The sequence below is a fragment of the Capnocytophaga gingivalis ATCC 33624 genome (assembly GCF_000174755.1).
Taxonomy (GTDB): Bacteria; Bacteroidota; Bacteroidia; order Flavobacteriales; family Flavobacteriaceae; genus Capnocytophaga; species Capnocytophaga gingivalis.
On the sequence record NZ_ACLQ01000018.1, the window covers coordinates 22383 to 43268 of the forward strand.

Annotated in this window: 20 protein-coding genes and 1 pseudogene; 18 read left to right on the plus strand and 3 right to left on the minus strand. The window is 42.9% G+C overall.

Annotated features, from left to right (window positions below; translation table 11 throughout):
* Window positions 1-3 precede the first annotated feature (3 nt).
* From CAPGI0001_RS05765 to pyk, 4 genes and pseudogenes are all read left to right on the plus strand, one after another.
* Window positions 4-858 (plus strand): DUF4240 domain-containing protein, encoded by an 855-nt coding sequence (locus tag CAPGI0001_RS05765; protein WP_002667864.1) that lies wholly within the window; start codon window positions 4-6, stop codon window positions 856-858.
* Between the two features lie 61 nt (window positions 859-919).
* The gene (locus CAPGI0001_RS05770) at window positions 920-1360 is read left to right on the plus strand and encodes a deoxycytidylate deaminase (RefSeq protein ID WP_040359798.1); all 441 of its coding nucleotides are present in this window, start codon (window positions 920-922) and stop codon (window positions 1358-1360) included.
* A gap of 15 nt (window positions 1361-1375) precedes the next feature.
* Entirely contained in the window at window positions 1376-1849 is a 474-nt protein-coding gene (locus CAPGI0001_RS05775; RefSeq protein WP_002667730.1) for an IPExxxVDY family protein, read from the plus strand.
* Between the two features lie 9 nt (window positions 1850-1858).
* Window positions 1859-3294 (plus strand): annotated as a pseudogene (gene pyk / locus CAPGI0001_RS05780) (pyruvate kinase).
* 64 nt (window positions 3295-3358) lie between these two features.
* Here pyk and CAPGI0001_RS05785 read toward each other — a convergent pair.
* Window positions 3359-5857: a TonB-dependent receptor gene (locus tag CAPGI0001_RS05785; RefSeq protein WP_002667728.1), complete on the minus strand. Its 2499-nt coding sequence runs from the start codon at window positions 5855-5857 to the stop codon at window positions 3359-3361.
* Window positions 5858-6016: 159 nt separating this feature from the next.
* On the opposite strand from CAPGI0001_RS05785, the gene map reads away from it, so the two are divergent.
* Together map and CAPGI0001_RS05795 are read left to right on the plus strand one after the other, a co-directional pair.
* Entirely contained in the window at window positions 6017-6823 is an 807-nt protein-coding gene (map, locus tag CAPGI0001_RS05790) for a type I methionyl aminopeptidase (RefSeq protein ID WP_002667697.1), read from the plus strand.
* A complete protein-coding gene (locus tag CAPGI0001_RS05795; protein WP_002667748.1) occupies window positions 6823-7584 on the plus strand; it encodes a class I SAM-dependent methyltransferase in 762 nt (253 codons plus the stop codon). The genes map and CAPGI0001_RS05795 overlap by 1 nt, the downstream gene beginning before the upstream one ends.
* A gap of 63 nt (window positions 7585-7647) precedes the next feature.
* Here CAPGI0001_RS05795 and CAPGI0001_RS05800 read toward each other — a convergent pair whose 3' ends face one another.
* Window positions 7648-9324, minus strand: a complete 1677-nt coding sequence (locus tag CAPGI0001_RS05800; RefSeq protein ID WP_002667896.1) for a putative transporter — start codon at window positions 9322-9324, stop codon at window positions 7648-7650.
* 145 nt (window positions 9325-9469) lie between these two features.
* Window positions 9470-10540 carry a 4-hydroxythreonine-4-phosphate dehydrogenase PdxA gene (pdxA, locus tag CAPGI0001_RS05805; protein ID WP_211205495.1) on the minus strand — a complete coding sequence of 357 codons (1071 nt, stop codon included), beginning with the start codon at window positions 10538-10540 and terminating at the stop codon, window positions 9470-9472.
* A 70-nt stretch (window positions 10541-10610) separates the two neighbouring features.
* Between pdxA and CAPGI0001_RS05810 the strand changes: the two genes are divergently transcribed.
* The 12 genes from CAPGI0001_RS05810 to CAPGI0001_RS05865 all read left to right on the plus strand — a co-directional run bounded on the left by CAPGI0001_RS05810 (window position 10611) and on the right by CAPGI0001_RS05865 (window position 20884).
* A complete protein-coding gene (locus CAPGI0001_RS05810) occupies window positions 10611-11210 on the plus strand; it encodes a riboflavin synthase (protein WP_002667758.1) in 600 nt (199 codons plus the stop codon).
* Between the two features lie 5 nt (window positions 11211-11215).
* Window positions 11216-11884 (plus strand): hypothetical protein, encoded by a 669-nt coding sequence (locus CAPGI0001_RS05815; RefSeq protein ID WP_002667862.1) that lies wholly within the window; start codon window positions 11216-11218, stop codon window positions 11882-11884.
* 66 nt (window positions 11885-11950) lie between these two features.
* Window positions 11951-12733, plus strand: a complete 783-nt coding sequence (locus CAPGI0001_RS05820; protein WP_002667859.1) for a DUF695 domain-containing protein — start codon at window positions 11951-11953, stop codon at window positions 12731-12733.
* A gap of 2 nt (window positions 12734-12735) precedes the next feature.
* On the plus strand, window positions 12736-13602 hold the full coding sequence (locus tag CAPGI0001_RS05825) for a hypothetical protein (RefSeq protein ID WP_002667820.1): 867 nt from the start codon (window positions 12736-12738) through the stop codon (window positions 13600-13602).
* A gap of 21 nt (window positions 13603-13623) precedes the next feature.
* A complete protein-coding gene (locus tag CAPGI0001_RS05830) occupies window positions 13624-14664 on the plus strand; it encodes a DUF445 domain-containing protein (protein WP_002667920.1) in 1041 nt (346 codons plus the stop codon).
* Between the two features lie 45 nt (window positions 14665-14709).
* Window positions 14710-15840, plus strand: coding sequence for a tRNA guanosine(34) transglycosylase Tgt (gene tgt, locus CAPGI0001_RS05835; RefSeq protein WP_002667787.1), 1131 nt, complete (start codon window positions 14710-14712; stop codon window positions 15838-15840).
* Window positions 15841-15861: 21 nt separating this feature from the next.
* Entirely contained in the window at window positions 15862-16941 is a 1080-nt protein-coding gene (locus CAPGI0001_RS05840; protein ID WP_002667679.1) for an LptF/LptG family permease, read from the plus strand.
* Window positions 16942-17004: 63 nt separating this feature from the next.
* Window positions 17005-17697, plus strand: a complete 693-nt coding sequence (locus CAPGI0001_RS05845; protein WP_002667772.1) for a carboxypeptidase regulatory-like domain-containing protein — start codon at window positions 17005-17007, stop codon at window positions 17695-17697.
* A 27-nt stretch (window positions 17698-17724) separates the two neighbouring features.
* Complete coding sequence (fabG, locus tag CAPGI0001_RS05850; RefSeq protein ID WP_002667841.1) at window positions 17725-18477, plus strand: 3-oxoacyl-[acyl-carrier-protein] reductase; 753 nt, start codon at window positions 17725-17727, stop codon at window positions 18475-18477.
* Between the two features lie 134 nt (window positions 18478-18611).
* Entirely contained in the window at window positions 18612-19382 is a 771-nt protein-coding gene (locus CAPGI0001_RS05855) for a ParA family protein (RefSeq protein ID WP_002667804.1), read from the plus strand.
* A gap of 1 nt (window position 19383) precedes the next feature.
* The gene (locus CAPGI0001_RS05860; RefSeq protein ID WP_002667734.1) at window positions 19384-20298 is read left to right on the plus strand and encodes a ParB/RepB/Spo0J family partition protein; all 915 of its coding nucleotides are present in this window, start codon (window positions 19384-19386) and stop codon (window positions 20296-20298) included.
* Window positions 20288-20884 carry a DUF5683 domain-containing protein gene (locus tag CAPGI0001_RS05865; protein WP_040359804.1) on the plus strand — a complete coding sequence of 199 codons (597 nt, stop codon included), beginning with the start codon at window positions 20288-20290 and terminating at the stop codon, window positions 20882-20884. Before CAPGI0001_RS05860 ends, CAPGI0001_RS05865 begins: the two co-directional genes overlap by 11 nt.
* The last annotated feature ends 2 nt before the right edge of the window (window positions 20885-20886 follow it).

Genomic DNA, 20886 nt, shown 5'->3' on the forward strand with positions numbered 1-20886 from the left:
TATATGAAAAGAAGATTTGTATATCAAGATGCCAAATCGGATAAGTTTTGGGATATTGAGTTTGAAGGTACTACCCAAACTGTCGTTTATGGAAAAACAGGTACCGCAGGGCGTGAAGCTGTAAAGGAATTTGCTACAGCTGAGGAATGTATCAAGGAAAGCGAAAAGCTCATCGCACAAAAACTCAAGAAAGGCTATACCGAACTTGCCGAAGGCGAAGCAGCTCCTGAGAAAAGAGAATACTCTGAAGAGGAAAAGGCTGACTATTTCTTCTGGGAAGCTATAGAAAAGAGCTACAAATACAATAAAAAAGACTGGGAGGCCTATGATTTGGACGAACATATAGAAAAACTCACCACTTACCTTTCCAAATACAGCGAGGAAAAACTGATTCTTTTTGAAAAAACTTTGCAACAGAAGCTCATCTCTCTTTATACAGCTCCTATAGCAGAACTTTCTATTATTTTAGAGAATGAATATGAAAAAGAAGGTGACACTTACAACTTTGATGGTTATATTTCTGATGATGGTTTTATCTATTTCCGCTGTTGGCTACTACTCAAAGGAAAGGAATTTTATGACGATATTACTAAAGATATAGAATCTTTTGTTTCGGGTAAGTACCATTTTGATATAGGAGATACTTGGGGAGAAGGATTACTTTATGTAGCTAGTAGAGCTAATTCCGAAGCCCGTCCAGATAGTGATGAGGATATCATTCGCGATACAGTATATGAAAAATGGCCTGAAATCAATTATGACAGTGGTGACTTTGCTATGGACAGGGAACCCAAGAGTGGAAGAGAACTCCAGAAAATGTATCCTAAATTGGTGGCTGAAATCATGCCCATCCGTTAGTAAATAAATTCTTTAATAACGTAACGATATTCTTCAAAAAGTAGTACCTTTGCTGCCAGATATGGAAAAACAAGAAAGATACGACCGCGCCTATATGCGTATGGCTCAGGAGTGGGCAAAACTCTCCTATAGCCAGCGAAAGCAAGTAGGGGCTATCATTGTCAAAGACCGTATGATCATCTCTGACGGGTATAATGGTACGCCTACAGGTTTCGATAATTGTTGTGAGGACGCTCAGGGGGATACCCTATGGTATGTGCTCCATGCTGAAGCAAATGCCATTCTCAAGGTGGCGGCCTCCACCCAGTCTTGTGCTGGAGCGACGCTCTATATCACCATGTCACCCTGTAGGGAATGTAGCAAACTCATACACCAAGCTGGCATTGTCCGTGTAGTGTACAAGGATTCCTATAGAGATACCAGCGGGATAGAGTTCTTAGAAAAAGCTGGTGTAGAGATTCTACATTTGCCAGAGACCTCTTCAGAGGGAGATAGTCTGTAACCTTTTCCTTTTGTCATGGCCTTAGTATTAGAATGGGACTTTGAGTCTTACCAAGAGGAAGAGCTTCTGGTTGCCCTACATGCGAGATTTGCCCCTTGCAAGATGGCTTATTGGCTCAATACCTCCCTTCATATCGGCCTTAAGCGCGAAAGGAAAGACTTGTATGACAAGGAATTTGATACCTTTTTTCCGTTTTTCTCCTATGAAGGAGAGAAAAAGTGGTATCTGATAACCAACAAAGTACGCAAAGAAGTCTCTGTAGGGATGTTTTTGCAAGTAGAAGAAAATCAATTGCTTATAAAAGAATTGCCTAAAGTAGATTATTTCCTGAGAATCACCCCCTTGGAGGAGCCTCTTAGTGCGACAACACTGCTAAAGGAGCTTCGTTGGATAGACTTTTTCTACGAGATAGCCCTTTTTCCTGAGGGGAAAATCCCAGCCAAAGAGCAGCGAAAACTCAATGAAATCAAATCAAAATTAATTTTTTAAATATATAGTATGATAGGACGAAAAAAAACTAAAATAGTAGCTACCTTAGGACCTGCTACTGATAGCCCAGAAATTCTCAGACAGATGATTTTAGCAGGGGCTAATGTATTCCGTATCAACTTCTCTCATGCCAACTATGACGAGGTGAAGCAACGTATAGCCCAAGTACGTGCTATAGAAGAAGAACTCAAAACCCATGTAGCCCTATTGGGAGACCTGCAAGGACCTAAGCTCCGTGTAGGAGTGATGGAGGACGATGTGGTAGTAGAGAATGGAGATCAGATATCCTTCATCACAGGCGAACCTTTTGTAGGGAATAAAGAGCGTGCTTATATGAACTATGCCCAGTTCCCCCGCGATGTAAAAGTTGGGGAACGTGTACTTTTGGACGATGGTAAGCTCATTTTCGAGGTGATTTCCACCAATGAGAAAGATACAGTAGTAGCCAAAGTACTGCAAGGAGGTGTGCTCAAATCCAAAAAGGAGTAAACCTACCCAATACTAACATTTCCTTACCAGCTCTTACTGAAAAAGATATCAAAGATGCTATCTTTGCTATAGAACAAGAGGTGGATTGGATAGCACTTTCCTTTGTACGCCATGCCAAGGATATAGAAGACCTCAAGACACTGATCAAGCAGCATACTACTGAGAATGTTCCCATTATTGCCAAGATAGAAAAACCAGAGGCTTTAGTCAATATAGATGAGATTATCGCCAACTGTCAGGGACTGATGGTAGCTCGTGGTGACTTGGCTGTAGAGACTCCTGCTCAGGAAGTACCCCTTCGCCAAAAAGAATTGGTACGCAAAGCCAAGGAAGCACGTATTCCAGTAATCATTGCTACCCAGATGATGGAAACCATGATAGAGAGTCTGACCCCTACTCGTGCCGAGGTAAACGATGTGGCCAACTCCATCATAGACGGAGCCGATGCAGTGATGCTTTCCGCAGAAACTTCCACAGGGAAATATCCAGTACAGGTTATCGAGAGAATGTCCAGCATTATCAATAGTGTAGAGGATTGCGAGTTTATCAATGTTCCTCGTATCCCGCCAGTACGTGAGGGCAATGAACGTTTTGTTACTCAATCTGTATGTTTGAGTGCTGCCAAGCTTGCCGATGATATGGATGCTAAGGTTATTTCCACCCTTACAGGTAGTGGCTATACGGCATTTCAGGTATCTGCCTTGCGCCCCAGTGCTCATATCTTGGTCTTCTCCTCCAACCGACGCCTGCTCACCAAGCTCAGCCTATTATGGGGGGTAACGACCTACTACTATGATCGTTATGTATCCACCGATGAGACTATAGAGGACATCAACCGTATCGCTACTCGAGAGGGACACGTGCAAGTAGGGGATATTGTCATCAGCCTTAGCGCTATGCCTATCAGCTACCAAGGCCGTGTGAACACTGTACGTGCTACACAGATATTAGCCTAATTTAGAGAAAAGTGAATAGTAAAAAGGTTGCCATTTTGGCAACCTTTTTTACTGAAAAAGAGGATTAAAATTTGTAAGAGATAGAAATATTGACATTGCGGGGGGCTCCAGGGAAGGAACGTAGCTTGTCATAGCCGCCTACCCAGTGGGTTTTATTTAGGATGTTATTCAGGTTGGCTTGGAATTGTATTTGGTTAATCTTGTAGTAGAGTACTGCATTCACCAGACCATAACCTGGGTATACGGTGGTATTGGCACGGCGACCTACTTGTCCATAGCGTTCGGTAACAAAGTTGTACCCAGCCCCAAAGCCTAAGTGCTTGAGAGAACCTTCAGTGATGATATACTTTGTCCAGATATTCCCAGAGTGGCGAGGGGTTGAGGGACGCTGCATATCGAAGTCCTTTTCGCTATTGGAAGCGGTCTTGGTGATACGGGCATCTATATAAGCATAGCTGGCTAAAATGCTCCAGTTGGGGGTGATTTCTCCCGCGAGGTCAAACTCGAATCCGTTGGACTCCTCTTCTCCGATCTGCATTCTTAGGTCAGGCTTACCAGGTACAGCAGGGGAAGCAGGGTAGAGGGAATTCTGCTGGATAATCTTAAAGACAGAAGCGGTAGCACTCAGGCGCTTTTGGAACCAATCCGTCTTGACCCCTACCTCATAGAGCTCACTATAGACAGGGTCAAAGGGGCCTCCATAGCGGTCAGGGTCTGCCTGTATCGAAGCGGACTGAGGTTCAAAGCCTTTGAGCCAAGTAGAGTAAAAATTAATGTTGTCAGTAGCGGTCACTACCAAGCCTATACGGGGAATAAGAGCTTGTTGTTCTATCTTTTCCTCATTGTTTTCCTTATAGTTGGTATAGTCCACGAAGAACTCCTTACGAAGACCTAAGAGTACTTTTACCATGCTGATTTCCAATTGTTCTTGTAGGTAAACCCCGTGGGAAGTCTGTAGGGAAGGCTTGGTATTGCCAGAGGTAAAGATGTATTTGTTGGTCTCTTTCATTACATTACCAGCAGTAGGGTTGTTTAGGTCAAATACAGCCACATTGGTCAAAGGTTTGCCATTGGCATCCAGTACATAGGTATTGATTTTAGCAGGGTCAAAGGTAGTGGTGGTCTTTCCATTTTTAAGCAAATAGCCTCCTGCGGTAAGCTGTGATGCTCCAGGGAGTAGCTCTACCTGGAAGTAGTCATAGCCAACCAAGAGGGTGTGTTTCAGGGCACCTGTGGCAAAGGTATAGTTCAGGTAGTTATTAAAGCTATTGTTGCGGAAGGTACGCTCTCTGAGCAGTGCTTGCATAAGGATTTTGCTTTGATCCCCCGTGTTGATTTTGTTTCCTTGTTGCATATAGTAGCTATTGGCTTGGTTATGCTCTCTGAGGTCTTCGCTATAGGAGGAATTCAGGTAGGTACTATTGAAGGAAAGGTCTTCAGTGATCTTGTGAGTAAGCCCGAGTGTGATGTTCATTTGAGTTTCCCTAAGGAAGTCATTGGTGGCACTGAGAGATCGGGTAATAGGTACCGAGTAGAGGTCAGCATCACCGAAGATGGTCTGACCACGGTCTACCTTACCATCCAAGCGTTGATAGCTTATATCCACATTGAATCGGGTCTTTTCATTGGGGATAAAGGAAAAGGAAGGAGCAATGGTCAGGGTGTTGCGTCCTTGTAGATCACGATATCCGTCAGTGGTTTCATAGCCAAGATTCAGGCGGTAGAGCAGGCTCTTGCTTTCGTTCAAGGGGCCAGTGAAGTCGCCATAGGCCTTGAGCGTACCCCAGCTACCAGTATTTACTGAAATGGTATGTTGGCGCTCCAAGAGCGGTTTTTTAGTAACTCGGTTGATGATTCCCCCAGGCGCGGCATTGCCAAAAAGCGCTGCGGCGGGACCTTTGATGACTTCTACACGTTCCACATTGGCCAAGGACGAGGAAGACCAAAGGCTTGTTTGGGCACGCATCCCATTGAGGAGGTTACCCGAATTGCGGTTTCCTGTAGTTCGGAACCCACGGATACTAAAATCATTATAAGTGGTGTATTGGCTCACTCCACTGATGTTCTTTACCACATCATTCACAGTGGAGGCACCTTGGTCGAGGATTACTTCCTTGGTTACATAATTGATTGTCTGAGGAATATCACGAATAGCGGTAGCTGTTTTGGTGCCTGAGAAGGAAGAGGTATTCTTGTAGGAACTCTCTCTTCGTCCGATGATTTCCACCTCTTGCAGTTTTTGGGTTTCCTCCTGTAGGGCAATATCCAAGTGGGTATGGTTGCCTGAGGGATTGGGAGTGACCTCGAAGGCCTTTTTGACAGTCTCATACCCGATGGAGCTAAAGATAAAAGTCTGTGAGCCAAGAGGCACACGATGAATCTCGTAGAAGCCTTTTTCATTGGTGGAGGCCCCTTTGGTAGTTCCTTCCAATATAACACTAACCCCTAAAAGAGGGCTCCCTTGTGTATCGGTAACACGTCCGCGTACCGTAATTGTCTCTTGGGCACATAGCGAAGGGATACAGCACAATAGCAATCCCCAGAACAATAAATATTTGTACATAAATAATAATTTATTTAAACTAATTTTAAATAGTATTTTTCAGCGTGCAAAAATAATATATTCTCATGAATTATAAGTTATAGGAAAGTTAATTAATCACTAATCATTAATAATTGATAATTAAATTCGTAATTTTGCATGTTTGTAAAGTGCTATTCGATGATAAAAATAAAAACAAAAGAACAGATAGAGATTATGTATGAGAGTGCACAAGTGGTCTCTCGTACCTTAGGGATGTTGGCCCGTGAGATAAAACCAGGGGTAACTACTTTGTATTTAGACAAGTTGGCTGAAGAATATATACGTTCGCAAGATGCCAAGCCTGGATTTTTGGGCTTATATGGTTTTCCCAATACTCTTTGTGTAAGTCCTAATGCACAGGTAGTGCATGGGATTCCTAACAACAAGCCTTTGCAGGAAGGGGATATCATCTCGGTGGACTGTGGAGCGCTGAAGAATGGCTATTATGGAGATCATGCCTATACCTTTGCAGTAGGAGAGGTGAGTCCAGAGGTAGCACAACTGCTGAAAGTAACCAAGGAGTCACTTTATATAGGTATCCGTGAGTTTAGGCTCGGCAATAGGGTAGAGGATGTGGGCTATGCCATACAGACTTACTGTGAAAAACATGGCTATGGAGTAGTACGCGAGCTGGTAGGCCATGGGGTAGGTACCAAGATGCATGAAGACCCAGAGATGCCTAACTATGGAAGGCGAGGGCGCGGAAAGAAGTTTGTAGAGGGAATGGTAGTAGCCATAGAGCCTATGATCAATATGGGAACTAAGAACATCAACCAGCTGCGTGATGGATGGACGATTCTCACCCGTGATGGTAAGCCCTCAGCACACTTTGAGCATGATGTTGCCCTTGTAGATGGTAAGCCTAAATTGCTCTCCACCTTTAAGTATATTTATGAAGCCTTGGGGATAGAAAGCCACGAGGAGGACGAATTTTTGTATAAGTAATGCGCCTGGTTAAGACCCTTCTCAATACAATACCACGTCCGTGGCTGATCCGTGCCAGCTATTGGGTGAGGCCTCTTTTGGCATTTTACTATAAAGGGAGTCGCTATACGGATCCGATAGATGGGCGTAGCTTCCGTCGTTTCCTGCCCTATGGTTATGGAAAGGTGCGTGAGGGGGTGCTCTCGCCCTCTACCTTATCACTGGAGCGCCACCGGTTGCTATGGCTGTATCTCAAGCGGAAAACCTCTTTCTTTTCAGCTCCGCTCAAGGTATTGCACATAGCCCCAGAACAGGCTTTTTATAAGCGCTTTAAGCGGCAAGCCAACTTGGAGTATATCACTTCAGACCTTTATTCCCCTTTGGCTGATGTCAAAGCCGATATTTGCGCCTTGCCTTTTGAAGATGAATCCTTTGATGTGGTACTTTGCAACCATGTCTTAGAACATATACCAGACGATACCCAAGCGATGCGAGAACTCTATCGTGTACTCAAGAAGGGAGGTTGGGGAATCTTCCAAGTGCCCCAAGAGATAGAGCGAGCCGAGACCTTTGCTGATGATTCTATTACTGATCCCAAGGAGCGGGCGCGTATTTTTGGTCAATATGACCATGTGCGGATCTATGGTATGGATTATTTTGACAAGCTGCGCAGTATAGGCTTTTCGGTGCTGCCCTTGCCATGCACGGAGGTAGCCTCTGCTGAAGAAATAGAAAAATACCGATTGGTAAAAAATGAAATACTCCCTATTTGCTCTAAGTAATAGGGAGTATTTTTATAGGTAGAGACGCAATTTATTGCGTCTTTTTTATAGGGTTATTGTGTGTTATGCAAAGAAAACAATCAGCAACTGAGCGACCATGATACGCATGAAAGTTGTCAGAGGGTATACACTGGCATAGGTCAGAGCCGGTACATCGGAGCCGGTAGAATCATTCGCAAAAGCCAAAGCAGGAGGGTCTGTGGAGGCGCCTGCCAAAAGCCCACAAGTCTCTAAATAATTGAGTTTTCCTCTCCAGCGAGAAATCCAAGCTGTGACTACAAGGGGTACTAAGGTAATGATCGCTCCTAACCCCATCCATAATAGTCCGTCCCCCTCGGTAATGGTTTTGATAAAGTTCTGTCCAGCACCCAAGCCAACACTGGCCAAGAAGAGGACAATCCCAATCTCACGTATCATTAGGTTTGCACTCTGGGATACATAGTGTGTTACCGAAAGGCGTCCGCCATAGCGGCTGATAAGGATAGCAACGATAAGAGGACCACCTGCTAAACCTAATTTGACAGGTACAGGAATACCTGGAATATTGAAAGGAATACTTCCTAAGAGTACCCCTAAGGTGATTCCTAAGAAGAGTTCAGCTATATGAGGGGTGCTTAGGCGCTTCTTTGAGTTACCAAATTCCTTGGTAGCAGTCTTTATGCGTTCTTCATCCCCTACGATGGTAATCGTATCCCCAAACTGTAATTTGGTATCAGGGGAGGCTACAAACTCAATACCAGCTCTGTATACACGCGTAACAGTGACTCCAAAACGCTCATATATGTTCATTTCAGAGAGTTTTTTGGTATAAGCCTCTTTTTGAGTAACATTGATACGGCGGGAAATAAATTTCTTTTCTTTGGCAGCTTCAGTGAAATATTCTTCAGTCTTGACGACAGCCCCAATGAGGTTATTGAGTTTTTCAGTATATTGCTTATCTACTACAAAGAGAATAATATCTCCTTTTTCTAGAATTATATGGTCATTAGCTAGGATTACTTCCCCATTTTTCGAAATTCTTGAACAGATAAAGTTGAAATCTAATGTCTGGCGAATAGCATTTAGTTTTTTTCCGAAAAGTGCGGGATTTTCCAGTTGGAAAGCTATTCGCACTATGGTAGAATGCTCGCCTCTGTGCTTGAAACTATGTAGGCGTTTTTCAGTCTCTATATTGATTCTAAGAAAAGCTTTCATGCCGAGCATGACAAGGATAATTCCCAATACCCCAAAAGGATAAGCCACAGCATAGCCAGTGGAGAGTACTGAGTCAGAAGCCGTAGGGGAGAGGTCGCTTAGAGTGGCCTGAGCAGCTCCCAGTCCTGGGGTATTGGTTACCGCTCCGGACATAATCCCTACCATAGTAGGCATATCTATCCCTGTGAGGTAGTGGAGGGCAATGACAGTAAGCATACATAGCCCTACAACCAATACAGCCAAGGCGTTGAACTTAACTCCTTCTCGCTGGAAGGAAGCAAAGAAACCAGGTCCTACTTGTAACCCAATGGTGTAAACAAACAGAATAAGGCCAAATTCCTTTACAAAATGCTGTACTTCACCATTGACAGTGAAACCAAAATGAGAGGCTGCAATCCCAGCAAAGAGTACACAAGCAATACCGAAGGATACTCCTCCTATACGTACCTTCCCAAGAGCTACTCCTACAGCAATGACTATACTGTAAATTATGACAGTATAGGCGACACTTTCGTGGTTGGTCATTAGATTAAAAAACCAGTCCATAAATACAATTGTTAATTGTTAATGGTTAATTATTAATTATTAATAAGTTGATGAGTCAATATGCTAATAATCATTGGTAGTTCCTTGAGTTTTAGTTTAGGATTTAGGGAATAAGCAATTAACAATTAACAATTGACAATTATTGTTAGTCTCCTTTCTCCTTAGAGAGGAATCCTTTGTCTAAGCTATTAACATCCAGTGCATTGGCGATAAGTTCTTCATTCTCAGTACGTCTTCGGAAGATGTCGATGGCGGTATAGACAGCTTGTCGGAAGGAGCTTTCATCAGCTATACCCCTGTCAGCAATAGCGTAAGCTGTGCCATGATCAGGAGAGGTACGTATTTTGGAAAGTCCAGCAGTGAAGTTGACCCCCTTGCCAAAGGACATCATCTTGAAGGGGATCAGTCCTTGGTCATGATAAGGAGCTATAACCCCATCAAAGTGCTTGTAGTCAGATACAAAGAAGCTGTCAGCACTGTAAGTGCCAAATACTAAAATTCCTTCTTTGTAGAGCTTTTGAACCACAGGGTGAATGATTCTCTCCTCTTCATTGCCGATGACCCCTTGGTCGCCACAGTGAGGGTTGATACCCAATACTGCTATTTTGGGGCGAATAACTCCAAAATCCATACGTAAAGAGGCTTCCATCAGGCGGATTTTCTTCTCTACCAATTCCTGACTGAGGTTTTTTACGACATCCTTTAGAGGGAGATGATCGGTAAGTAAGCCTACACGAAGCTCATCGGAGACCATGAACATCAGGCTATCTCCTTCCAATTCCTGAGCCAAGTAGTCTGTATGGCCAGGGAAGTGAAAACTTTCGGATTGTATATTTTTCTTATTGATAGGAGCTGTAACCAGTACATCGACAAGCCCCTCCTTCAGGGCAGCTACTGCTGCAGAAAGAGATTCCAAGGCGCACTGACCACTCTCGGGAGTAGGAACCCCCAACTGAATGGGAGGTAGCTCCCGCCAGATATTCATGACATTGATTTTGTGATCGATAATAGAATTGAGGTGAACTATACCATTGTAAGTGAAATCAATCCCAAATTGTTTTTTTCCAAAGGCAATCACCTTGTTGGAAGCAAAGAGTACAGGTGTACAGAAGTCCAACATACGCTCATCGGCAAATGTCTTCATTACCACTTCCAAACCTACCCCATTGAGATCCCCTATGGAAACTCCTATACGAATATTTGTTTTTTCGCTCATTTTTTTGTTAATTTGCATCGTCTTTCAGCGCGTGCGTTTGAAGGTGCAAAAATACATAAAATTATTGAAAATGTTTACAGGAATTGTTGAAAAAATTGGTCGTGTGGCAAAAATTTCTCTTCAAGATAAAAATCGCCACTTTTTTATAGAGAGTGAGCTTGCTCCAGAGCTCAAGATAGACCAAAGTGTAGATCATAACGGCGTGTGCCTGACAGTAGTAGGAATCGAAGGAAAAGTGTATGAGGTAGTAGCCATTGATGAAACCCTACAGAAAACTTCTTTAGGTACTTGGCAGGTAGGTGACAGGGTCAATCTCGAACGTGCTATGAAGCTCGGTGAGCGCTTGGACGGACATATTGTACAAGGACATGTAGATCAGACAGGGCTTTGCCACTCCATAGAGGACGCTCAGGGGAGCCGGATCTTTACCTTTCATTATGACCCGTCAGTAGGCAATATGACCATAGAGAAAGGTTCTATTACCGTCAATGGAGTGAGCCTGACGGTGGTTGGTTCACAAAAAGGTGTTTTCTCAGTGGCAGTGATACCTTATACCTATGAGCATACTTCTTTCCATACTCTCAAGGTAGGGGACAAGGTCAATCTGGAATTTGATGTCATAGGCAAGTATGTCTTGGCCAAGGTTGGGGCTTTGGAACTTAAGATCTAACGATTATGAAAAGAATATCTATTAGTTTGTTTTTTCTGCTCTTCTCAGGGACTATGGTGGCACAAAATGGTTTTTTTATGGGCTTGGGAGTAGGAGCGGCGTTCCCTTTGGGAGACAATCAGCAGGCGGGGGTTATGCTAAACCCTATATCGGTGAGCCTACAGCTAGCAGATGAAGGGAGCTTTTTGGGACTTACCGCAGGCTTTTTAATGGCTACAAAAAGACAATATCCAGTCCACTATCAGCGAGACACAGGAGAGAAAAAATATGTCTATGACTATGCGAAAGGAACGTTTTCCTCCACTCCTATCTATGAACATTTTACCTCCGAGAAAAATAGCCTCTCAGGCGTATTTGTGCTTTTGGAATACTCTTATCCTTTCTTTGAAAATGACTACTATCACTTTGGTGCTTTGGCTTCTGTGGGAGGCTGTGGGGTAAGTTTCACTCCCAAGGATGAGGGACTAAAGGATAGAAAAGACTTGGATAAGAACGAGAAAACGCGTATGGTCTTCGCCTTAGGTGTACAGAATACCTTTGAGCTGGAACGGCATATCGTACAACTGAGCCTTCAGTATTTTTTGCAGAACCCAACCCTATCAGGAGTAACACCTTCACTTGAGGGTAATTATTTCCTGATGAGAGTAACCTTTTCAGGAGGATGGTGGCAGTAATTAAGGTAAAAAGTAAAAACGACTAATCACTAACAACTAACGACTAATCCCTAAAACCTAAAAGAAATGACAAATAAAATTCCTCAAGAATGGAACGTTTACCGAAGCTGGCTTGACGATGATCCAGCGGTGTTCCGATTGAACTTAGCCCTTAATGAAGTAGCTCCTTTGGAAGGTTTTTCCTATTGCGTAAGGATTACAATAGAGCTAAAAAATCCTGACAAAAATGGCTTCTCTTCCGATGAGGAACGTCCTACGATTTATGCGATAGAGGACAAAGTACTATGTCCCTTGCAGTCCGATAAAGATATACTAGTGGCTGTGCTTACCGTGCAGGGTGAGGTTACTTGGTATTTTTATTCACAAGCACCTGAGGAGTTGCAAGAACGCTTAAGTGCTACTTGGGATAGTGAGATAGGCTACACTTATCAGGTGGAATGCTCCGAGGATAAGCCCTGGAATTTCTTCCTGAAGGGTTTGTATCCTAATATTTATGAAAAGCAGACCATCTATAATCGGGAGATTCTTTCCGCTTGTGAGAAACACGGCGACCAAGTAGAGGTGCCACGCCCTATAGAGCACTGGCTTTATTTTGATACTGAGCAGGATATGCTTAGTGCTATAGAAAAAGCAGCGACTTTAGGCTTTACCGTGTATAGTAGTGAAAAAGTAGTACCAGAAGAGGGTGAGGAGTCGCAAGAAGATTTAGGCTATTGTCTGATCCTCTCCAAGGAAAATACACCTATGGATATAGATGGTGACACTTGGAATCTGATAGATATAGCCTTGGACACTCATGGTAATTATGATGGTTGGGAGACTATTTTGGTAACAGAAAAAACTAATTAAGCATGAAAAAAATCATTTATATTGTAGTTGCATTATGCATAGCAGGTTGTAACTTTTTTTCTAAACCGTCTTCTTCTGATTCGGATGAGCTAAAGGAACCGCCTATTGTGGCTGGTGATTATTCACAAGAAGATGATGGTTACCCACAGGTGGATACCATGCCTGATTATAGCCCCAATATTCCCGATGGGGTGAGTGATATTACCTTCAAAAGAGAGAAAGGGGAGGCTATCCTTATGGGGGATACTATTGCTACCTATGATAAAAAAGGGAAATTCTTGGAGTATCGCATGGATCTGGATCGGAAGTTTGTTACAATCAAGGCTATTTCGGAGCTAATGTATAATGATACTCAAGAATATTGTAATGAGTATCATTTTGTAAAGGCTGAATTGCCCAATGGAGAACCCCTTATTCTTGACGGAAGGCGTGCCTATAAGCTCTTAGAGAAGCCTTTTGAAAAAGTATTTGGCGCTTCACAGGCAATTCGGATTTATCGAACAGAATATTATGGACAACCTATCTTTACAGATGAGCTTACAGGCTGTGGCTCTCCTTTTGACCCTGTAGTATTGGTCTCCATAGATGGCTTCAAGGGCTTGGTTACTTTGGAGAAAAATGATATCGCTCATCAGGTATTTAATTATGATCATTCTTCAAGGGGAAAAGTAGATTTTTTAGAATTTTGTAATGACGAAGGTTGCGGAGAGAAAGTACTTAATGCAGCACTAACTTCTGATGGAATCGTGCTTAAAATGCATAGAAATTTCCAAGAAGGCTATACTAATTACAAGATACTTTTGACCAAAGAAGAACAAGGGTATAAGGCTACTTACTTGGACTACCCAGAGCCCTCCTATGAGGAATAAAATATAAGTATATCCTAATCAATGCATCAAGATACTAAACAAAAAAAGCTCCAGCAGCATAAGAACCTTGCCTTAGGACTTTTACTACTCATGTTAGCCCTCTATATAACAGCTGTTATCTGTCAGCGTAAAGCACCTCAGTGGAGTTGGGTGGGCTATCTGAAGGCTTTTTCAGAAGCGGCTATGGTGGGAGCCTTGGCGGACTGGTTTGCCGTGGTAGCACTCTTTCGCCGACCTATGGGGCTGAATATCCCACATACCAACCTTATAGAGGAGAGAAAGAACGATATAGGGGAGAACTTAGGAGCCTTTGTAGTAGAAAACTTTCTTTCCTCAGGCCAAGTACGCCCTTATATCATCAAAATAAAACCTTCCTCTTTCCTCTTGGAATGGCTCTCTAAGGAGCGTACCCTCACTCAGCTAACAACTTTTCTCGAAAGTTATCCCCTGCATACCAAAGTAAGTGCCCTCTTGGAGCAGTTTCTTGAGGAACATAAGCATGAGGGGATGCTCACCGAGGGGCTTAAGAAGGTGGCTATCTATCTTGATACCCATCGAAAGACTCTGGAGCGAGAGATAGATGATCAGTTTCCCCTCCTTGTTCCTGCCTTTATCCGAGAGGCTATCGCCCAGAAGGTTGCCGAGGGGCTCTATCAGTATATACTGAAGATGGCACAAGATACCACTCATCCTATCCGAGCAGAAATTACTCAGGAACTTTACCGTTTTGTCCAACAGCTTGATACTCCCCAATGGCAGGGACAACTCACCAGATTGCTGCACAAAGGAATCTCTCACCTCACCGAGGAGCTACGAGCCAATACCTCCTTACAATCTCAGATAGATACTTGGGTGCAGAAGGCAGCCTATCAGTTTGTACTAAGAAACAAACAAGAAGTAGGACATCTCATTTCAGCTACGGTAGCACAATGGGAGGGCAAAGAGTTGAGTGAAAAATTGGAATTGGAGGTAGGCAAAGACCTGCAGTTCATCCGTGTTAATGGTACTTTAGTAGGCGGAGCAGTAGGGCTTATTATTTACTTTATTACACAACTTTTCTAAAAGCTAAATTTTGACTATCTTTGCACCCTGAAAATAAGGTACTATATGAATTTTGAATTACAGACTACAGATACCACCACCAAGGCACGTGCAGGACGTATTACCACAGATCATGGTGTGATAGAAACTCCTATCTTTATGCCAGTAGGGACAGTGGCTTCTGTCAAGGGAGTACAACAGCGTGAACTTACCGAGGATATCAATGCAGATATTATTTTAGGAAATACCTACCATCTCTATTTGCGTCCTACTACTTCTATACTGGAGCAGGCAGGAGGTTTGCATAAGTTTATGCATTGGGATAGAAATATCCTTACCGATAGTGGAGGGTATCAAGTATATTCTTTTTCCAGTACTCGAAAGATAAAAGAAGAAGGAGTGCGTTTCAAAAGCCATATCGATGGTTCCTATCATTTCTTTTCTCCGGAAAAATCCATGGAGATCCAGCGCAGTATAGGAGCTGATATTATTATGGCCTTTGACGAGTGTACTCCTTACCCTTGCGAATATGGCTATGCCAAGCGCTCTATGCATATGACCCATCGCTGGTTAGACCGTTGTATTGCCTATTTGGGAGAGAATGCTCCTAAGTACGGATATAATCAATCTTTGTTTCCTATTGTTCAGGGTTCTGTATATCCAGATTTGCGCAAAATCTCCGCTGAGTATATAGCTTCTAAGGGGGCTGATGGCAATGCTATCGGGGGACTTTCGGTAGGAGAGCCTGCTGAGAAGATGTATGAGATTACCGAGATTGTCTGTGATATACTCCCCAAGGATAAGCCTCGCTACCTCATGGGAGTAGGAACCCCTATTAATATATTGGAGAATATTGCCTTGGGAGTGGATATGATGGACTGTGTGATGCCTACTCGCAATGCGCGTAACGGGATGCTCTTCACCGCTCATGGAACCATTAATATCAAGAATAAAAAATGGGAAAATGACTTTTCCCCCATCGATGAGAATGGCTATACCTTTGTAGATACTTACTATACCAAAGCTTACTTGCGCCATCTCTTCGCTGCTGAGGAATCTTTGGGCAAGCAAATAGCCTCCATTCACAACTTGGGCTTCTACCTCTGGCTGGTGCGTGAGGCCAGACGACATATCATGGAAGGGGATTTCTCCCAGTGGAAAGACCAAATGGTCAGACAAATGAACAACCGCTTATAAAATAGCGAAATTTGATAAGGAATGAAAATAATTGACCGATACATACTCAAGCGCTATTTCTTAACCTATTCGGCGCTCTTTCTGATGTTTATCCCCATTGGTATTTTGGTGGATTATGCGGAGAAGAACCAGAAGATGACGGACAACCATGCTCCCACCGAGGCGATTATCAAGTATTACGCCAACTTTGTGGTGCATTTTGCCAATATCCTTTTTCCTATTTTTCTCTTTCTTTCGGTGATATGGTTCACCTCCAAGCTGGCCGAAAAAACGGAGATTGTAGCCATGCTCAGTTCGGGAATTTCCTACAACCGATTCCTCAGACCTTACTTCTATGGAGCGACAATACTCTCGGTCTTTGTACTGTTGATGGGGATGTTCGTGGTACCTTATTCCAGTGGAGTGTACAATGAGTTCTATGGCACTTATCTTTCTAAGGATCTTTATAGCAAAGGGAGTCGATTATACAATCAGGTGAATAAGAATGAGTATATCTATGTCAGTAGTTTCGATGCCAATACAAACCAAGGGGCGAACTTTGTCTTGGAGCGTTTCGATGGACTGAGGATGACCGATAAGATTACAGCCAATTCCATAGAATGGGTGCAGAATGATAGTGTAAAGACCTATCGCCTCTATAACTATACCCATCGCAAGGTAGGAGACTGGAATGATATCTATGAGAAGGTGTATCAGAAGGATACTCTCTTGAACTTCAAGACCACAGACTTACTCCCGATAGAGTATGCCGCCGAGACTAAAAATTTCTTTGAACTGAACAAGTTTATTGCTGAGGAGCGTCAAAAGGGGTCTCCTAATATCCGCATTTATGAGCTGGTATATTATCGTCGCTGGGCAGCTATCTTTAACGTATTTATATTAACCATTATAGGAGTAGCGGTTTCATCGGTCAAGAAAAGAGGAGGTATGGGAGTCAATTTAGCCTTTGGAGTACTTATCGGATTTTCCTATGTCTTTTTCGAACGTATCTTTGGAATCATGGCCGAAAAGTCAGGGATTACCCCCCTTATGGCGGTGATTATACCGAATGCCATGTTCGCCCTATTGGCAGTGTATATGATACGAAAATCAAGGAGGTAACCTATGAAAAACTATGTGCTATTTCTTGTAAGTATCTTATGTACTTCGTGTTTGGTTTCGCGGATGGCAAGACCTATTATCACAGGTCGGGTGCTGGATTACCAAGGAAATCCTATAGGAAAGTGTCAAGTAGGAGAGGTTTTTACCGATAAGAAAGGATATTTTAGACTTCCAGAGAAAAGGTATCACGAATTTACCTTTATAGGGTTTGAAGCACCGCCAGTCTATGTAAGTGAAGAGGTTAAAAAGGAAGGTTACGAGCCTGATGTGATTGTTATGATGAGTCGTTATGGAGGTGGAAATCGCAGGGGAACCCTTTGGCCTGCAAACGATATTTATCTAAAGCGTATAGGAGAAAAAATAACCTTAAAAGAAGTATTAGACAATACAGAGAGAGAAGTCATCTATACAAAAGAGGGGCAGCTTATGGGCTTTCTTTGTACAGATACAGGAGATATTCCGGCTACACTCAGGGTAAATGATAGGTGGAAAATGTTTGATAGTATAAAAAAAGCAGTATATTATCAGCAGCGAAGGGCATACTATGTGGCAACTAAGATGCTTTTTGATAAAGGAGAATTGTGTTTTTCAGAATATTTGGATGATGAAATGATTCGAGACACTACTTATTACGGGAGGTATGAATTTCTTTCCGATAGTATTGTGCAGATAGAAATGAATCATCCTAAGATAAAAAGAAAATATCGCGCGGAGGATTTTGATAGATATTTTTTCAGTCTCCAACCGATAGAATAAAGAATATAACGTATAAATATATAAAAAATGAATTTATTACAAGGAAAGACCGCGATTGTTACCGGAGGTAGCCGTGGTATAGGGGCTGGGATCGTAAAAGCCTTTATAGAACAAGGAGCCAATGTAGCTTTTACTTTTTATGGTACTGCACCCGAAGAAGCTGAAGCTGAGATACAAGAACTAAAAGACAAAGGAGCTAAAATAAAGTCTTATCAGAGCAATGCTGCTGATTTTGAGGCTTGTGAAGCCTTAGTGAACCAAGTGTTGGAGGATTTTGGAGGAATCGATATATTGGTCAATAATGCTGGAATTACCAAAGACAACCTACTGATGCGTATGAGTGAGGCTGATTTTGATAAAGTTATAGCCGTGAACCTCAAGTCTATTTTTAATATGACCAAGGCGGTACAGAAGGTATTCCTCAAGCAGCGCAGTGGTAATATTATCAATATGAGCAGTGTAGTAGGCGTACAAGGAAATGCTGGTCAGGCCAACTATGCTGCTTCTAAGGCAGGGATCTTAGGCTTTACCAAATCAATAGCTTTGGAATTGGGTTCTCGCAATATTCGTTGTAATGCCATAGCTCCTGGTTTTATAGAAACGGAAATGACAGCTAAGCTTGCTCCAGAGGTAGTACAAGGCTGGCGTGATTCTATCCCTCTTAAGAGAGGCGGAACCGCCCAGGATATAGCCAATGCTTGTGTGTTTTTAGCCTCAGATATGAGTTCCTATATCACAGGACAAGTACTGAGAATAGATGGAGGAATGATTACAGCATAAGGGAAAATAAGATTACTGGTATGAGTTACAAGCTCATACCAGTTTGCGGTTTTTTAACAGCCGTGTTAATAACTTTGTTTTGTCAATCGCAAAAATAGCCGTACTTTTACCCTCTGAAAAAAGAACAAGATATTATGGGCAAAATCATAGCTATAGCCAACCAAAAAGGAGGGGTGGGTAAGACTACTTCCTCTATCAATTTAGCGGCTGCCTTAGGTGTTTTGGAAAAGAAAGTACTCCTGATAGATGCCGATCCACAGGCCAATGCTACCTCTGGATTAGGGATAGAGGTAGAAGGAGTAAAGAGAGGAACCTACGATGTATTGGAGCATTCTGCTACAGCAGAAAGTGCCATACTTCCTACCTCTTCGCCCAATTTAGATCTGATAGCCGCACATATTGACTTGGTAGCTATCGAGATAGAACTGGTCGATAAGTCCCGCCGTGAGTATAAGCTCAAGGAGGCTCTCGCACCTATCAAAGACAGATATGATTATATTATTATAGACTGTGCTCCTTCCTTAGGACTGCTAACCCTCAATGCTCTTACCGCTGCGGATTCGGTGATTATCCCTATCCAATGTGAATATTTTGCCTTGGAGGGCTTAGGAAAGCTTCTCAATACAATCAAGAGTGTACAGAAGCTCCATAATCCAGCATTGGATATAGAAGGTCTCTTGCTCACGATGTATGATTCACGCTTGCGCCTATCGAACCAAGTGGTCGAAGAGGTACAAAAGCACTTTAGTGAAATGGTCTTTGAGACTGTTATCCAGAGGAACATACGCTTGAGTGAGGCTCCCAGCTTCGGGGAAACAATCATTAGCTACGATGCAGCAAGCAAAGGAGCTGCGAACTATATCAGCTTAGCTGAAGAAATTATTAAAAAGAATACCAAGGCATAGCATGGCAAAATCCAATAAAACACAACGATTGGGAAGAGGATTAGGAGCATTGCTCCCTTCCGAAGATATACAATCAGCTACCGATGCACATGCAGAGAAGCTCATTGGCAATATCTTGGAGCTTCCCTTAGATCAGATTACAGAAAACCCCTACCAGCCCCGAACAGTTTTCAGTGAGGAAGCCCTTGAGGAATTGGCTTCTTCTATCAGGGAATTGGGGGTTATTCAGCCTATTACCGTACGAAAGATAGCCACAGATAAGTATGAGCTTATCTCTGGAGAAAGACGCTGGCGAGCCTCCAAAATAGCCGGACTTACTGCCATCCCTGCCTTTATCCGTATAGCCAATGATGAGGAATCTCTCATGATGGCATTGGTGGAGAATATACAGCGACAGGACTTAGACCCTATAGAGGTGGCTCTGAGCTATAATCGTATGATAGAGGAGCTTAGCCTTACTCAAGAGCAGATGAGCGAAAGGGTAGGGAAGAAGCGCTCTACGATCACCAACTATTTGCGCTTGCTCAAGCTTGACCCAATTATACAAACAGGGATACGCGATGGCTTTATCTCCATGGGGCATGGACGTGCCTTGATCAATATAGAAGATAAAGAAGAACAACTCGAACTATACAACCGTATCATAGCCCAAGACCTTTCAGTACGCGATACTGAACAGGCAGTACAACAGCTTAAAAATCCTCAAAAGGTAGCTGTCATTACTCCAAAACAATCCAAAGAGACTACAGCCTCCCTTCCTCCCTTGGTGGCAGCGAAGGTCGATGGATTGCGCCAACGCTTTGGCAAGCACTTATCGGTGAAAATGGATAAAACAGGTAAAGGAAAAATAGAAATTCCTTTCCAAACAGAAGAAGAATTCGAACGCATACAAAAAATATTACACGGTGAGGCTTAGTTTTTGGATAGTAATAGCATTTCTTTTGACGGCAAAGTCTTGGTCACAGTCCGATACTCTTTCTGTAAAGATGAAGGATACCATAGTGGCCGCCAAGGCTATTGTTCCTAAGACATGGAATACCGATCCCCTCTCCCCAGCCAAAGCTGCTTTCTACTCAGCTATATTACCAGGCTTAGGTCAGGCTTATAACAAAAGCTATTGGAAAATTCCTATTGTGTATTTGGCCATAGGGATTCCTACCTATTTGTATTTTAAGAATGATAATGAGTTGCAGCGATATCGTACAGCTTACAAACAGCGCTTAGATGGACGTACCGATGATGAGTTCTATCAAGGGCGTACCGACGGAAATCCACGCCTAAGTACCGATGCCCTGCGCCGTGCTCAAGACCTATATCAGAGAAACAAAGAGATGTCCATGCTCTTTGCTATAGGCTTTTATGCACTGAATATCATAGAAGCTAATGTAGATGCCCACCTCAAGCAATTCAATGTAGATGAAAATCTGGCCATAGAGCCCTTTATGCAGCAGGATATTTACCGTGTTTCCTATGTGGGACTTTCTCTTACTTATAATTTCTAAGA

Bases quoted from the DNA above. Each gene is read 5' to 3' on its own strand.
- CAPGI0001_RS05825 (WP_002667820.1), top strand. From the start codon at position 12,736: ATGAAAAAAATCATTTATATTGTAGTTGCATTATGCATAGCAGGTTGT.
- CAPGI0001_RS05770 (WP_040359798.1), top strand. From the start codon at position 920: ATGGAAAAACAAGAAAGATACGACCGCGCCTATATGCGTATGGCTCAG.
- tgt (WP_002667787.1), top strand. From the start codon at position 14,710: ATGAATTTTGAATTACAGACTACAGATACCACCACCAAGGCACGTGCA.
- CAPGI0001_RS05785 (WP_002667728.1), bottom strand. From the start codon at position 5,857: ATGTACAAATATTTATTGTTCTGGGGATTGCTATTGTGCTGTATCCCT.
- CAPGI0001_RS05810 (WP_002667758.1), top strand. From the start codon at position 10,611: ATGTTTACAGGAATTGTTGAAAAAATTGGTCGTGTGGCAAAAATTTCT.
- map (WP_002667697.1), top strand. From the start codon at position 6,017: ATGATAAAAATAAAAACAAAAGAACAGATAGAGATTATGTATGAGAGT.
- CAPGI0001_RS05830 (WP_002667920.1), top strand. From the start codon at position 13,624: ATGCATCAAGATACTAAACAAAAAAAGCTCCAGCAGCATAAGAACCTT.
- CAPGI0001_RS05815 (WP_002667862.1), top strand. From the start codon at position 11,216: ATGAAAAGAATATCTATTAGTTTGTTTTTTCTGCTCTTCTCAGGGACT.
- CAPGI0001_RS05800 (WP_002667896.1), bottom strand. From the start codon at position 9,324: ATGGACTGGTTTTTTAATCTAATGACCAACCACGAAAGTGTCGCCTAT.
- CAPGI0001_RS05840 (WP_002667679.1), top strand. From the start codon at position 15,862: ATGAAAATAATTGACCGATACATACTCAAGCGCTATTTCTTAACCTAT.
- CAPGI0001_RS05855 (WP_002667804.1), top strand. From the start codon at position 18,612: ATGGGCAAAATCATAGCTATAGCCAACCAAAAAGGAGGGGTGGGTAAG.
- CAPGI0001_RS05775 (WP_002667730.1), top strand. From the start codon at position 1,376: ATGGCCTTAGTATTAGAATGGGACTTTGAGTCTTACCAAGAGGAAGAG.
- pdxA (WP_211205495.1), bottom strand. From the start codon at position 10,540: ATGAGCGAAAAAACAAATATTCGTATAGGAGTTTCCATAGGGGATCTC.
- CAPGI0001_RS05765 (WP_002667864.1), top strand. From the start codon at position 4: ATGAAAAGAAGATTTGTATATCAAGATGCCAAATCGGATAAGTTTTGG.
- CAPGI0001_RS05845 (WP_002667772.1), top strand. From the start codon at position 17,005: ATGGCAAGACCTATTATCACAGGTCGGGTGCTGGATTACCAAGGAAAT.
- fabG (WP_002667841.1), top strand. From the start codon at position 17,725: ATGAATTTATTACAAGGAAAGACCGCGATTGTTACCGGAGGTAGCCGT.
- CAPGI0001_RS05860 (WP_002667734.1), top strand. From the start codon at position 19,384: ATGGCAAAATCCAATAAAACACAACGATTGGGAAGAGGATTAGGAGCA.
- CAPGI0001_RS05820 (WP_002667859.1), top strand. From the start codon at position 11,951: ATGACAAATAAAATTCCTCAAGAATGGAACGTTTACCGAAGCTGGCTT.
- CAPGI0001_RS05795 (WP_002667748.1), top strand. From the start codon at position 6,823: ATGCGCCTGGTTAAGACCCTTCTCAATACAATACCACGTCCGTGGCTG.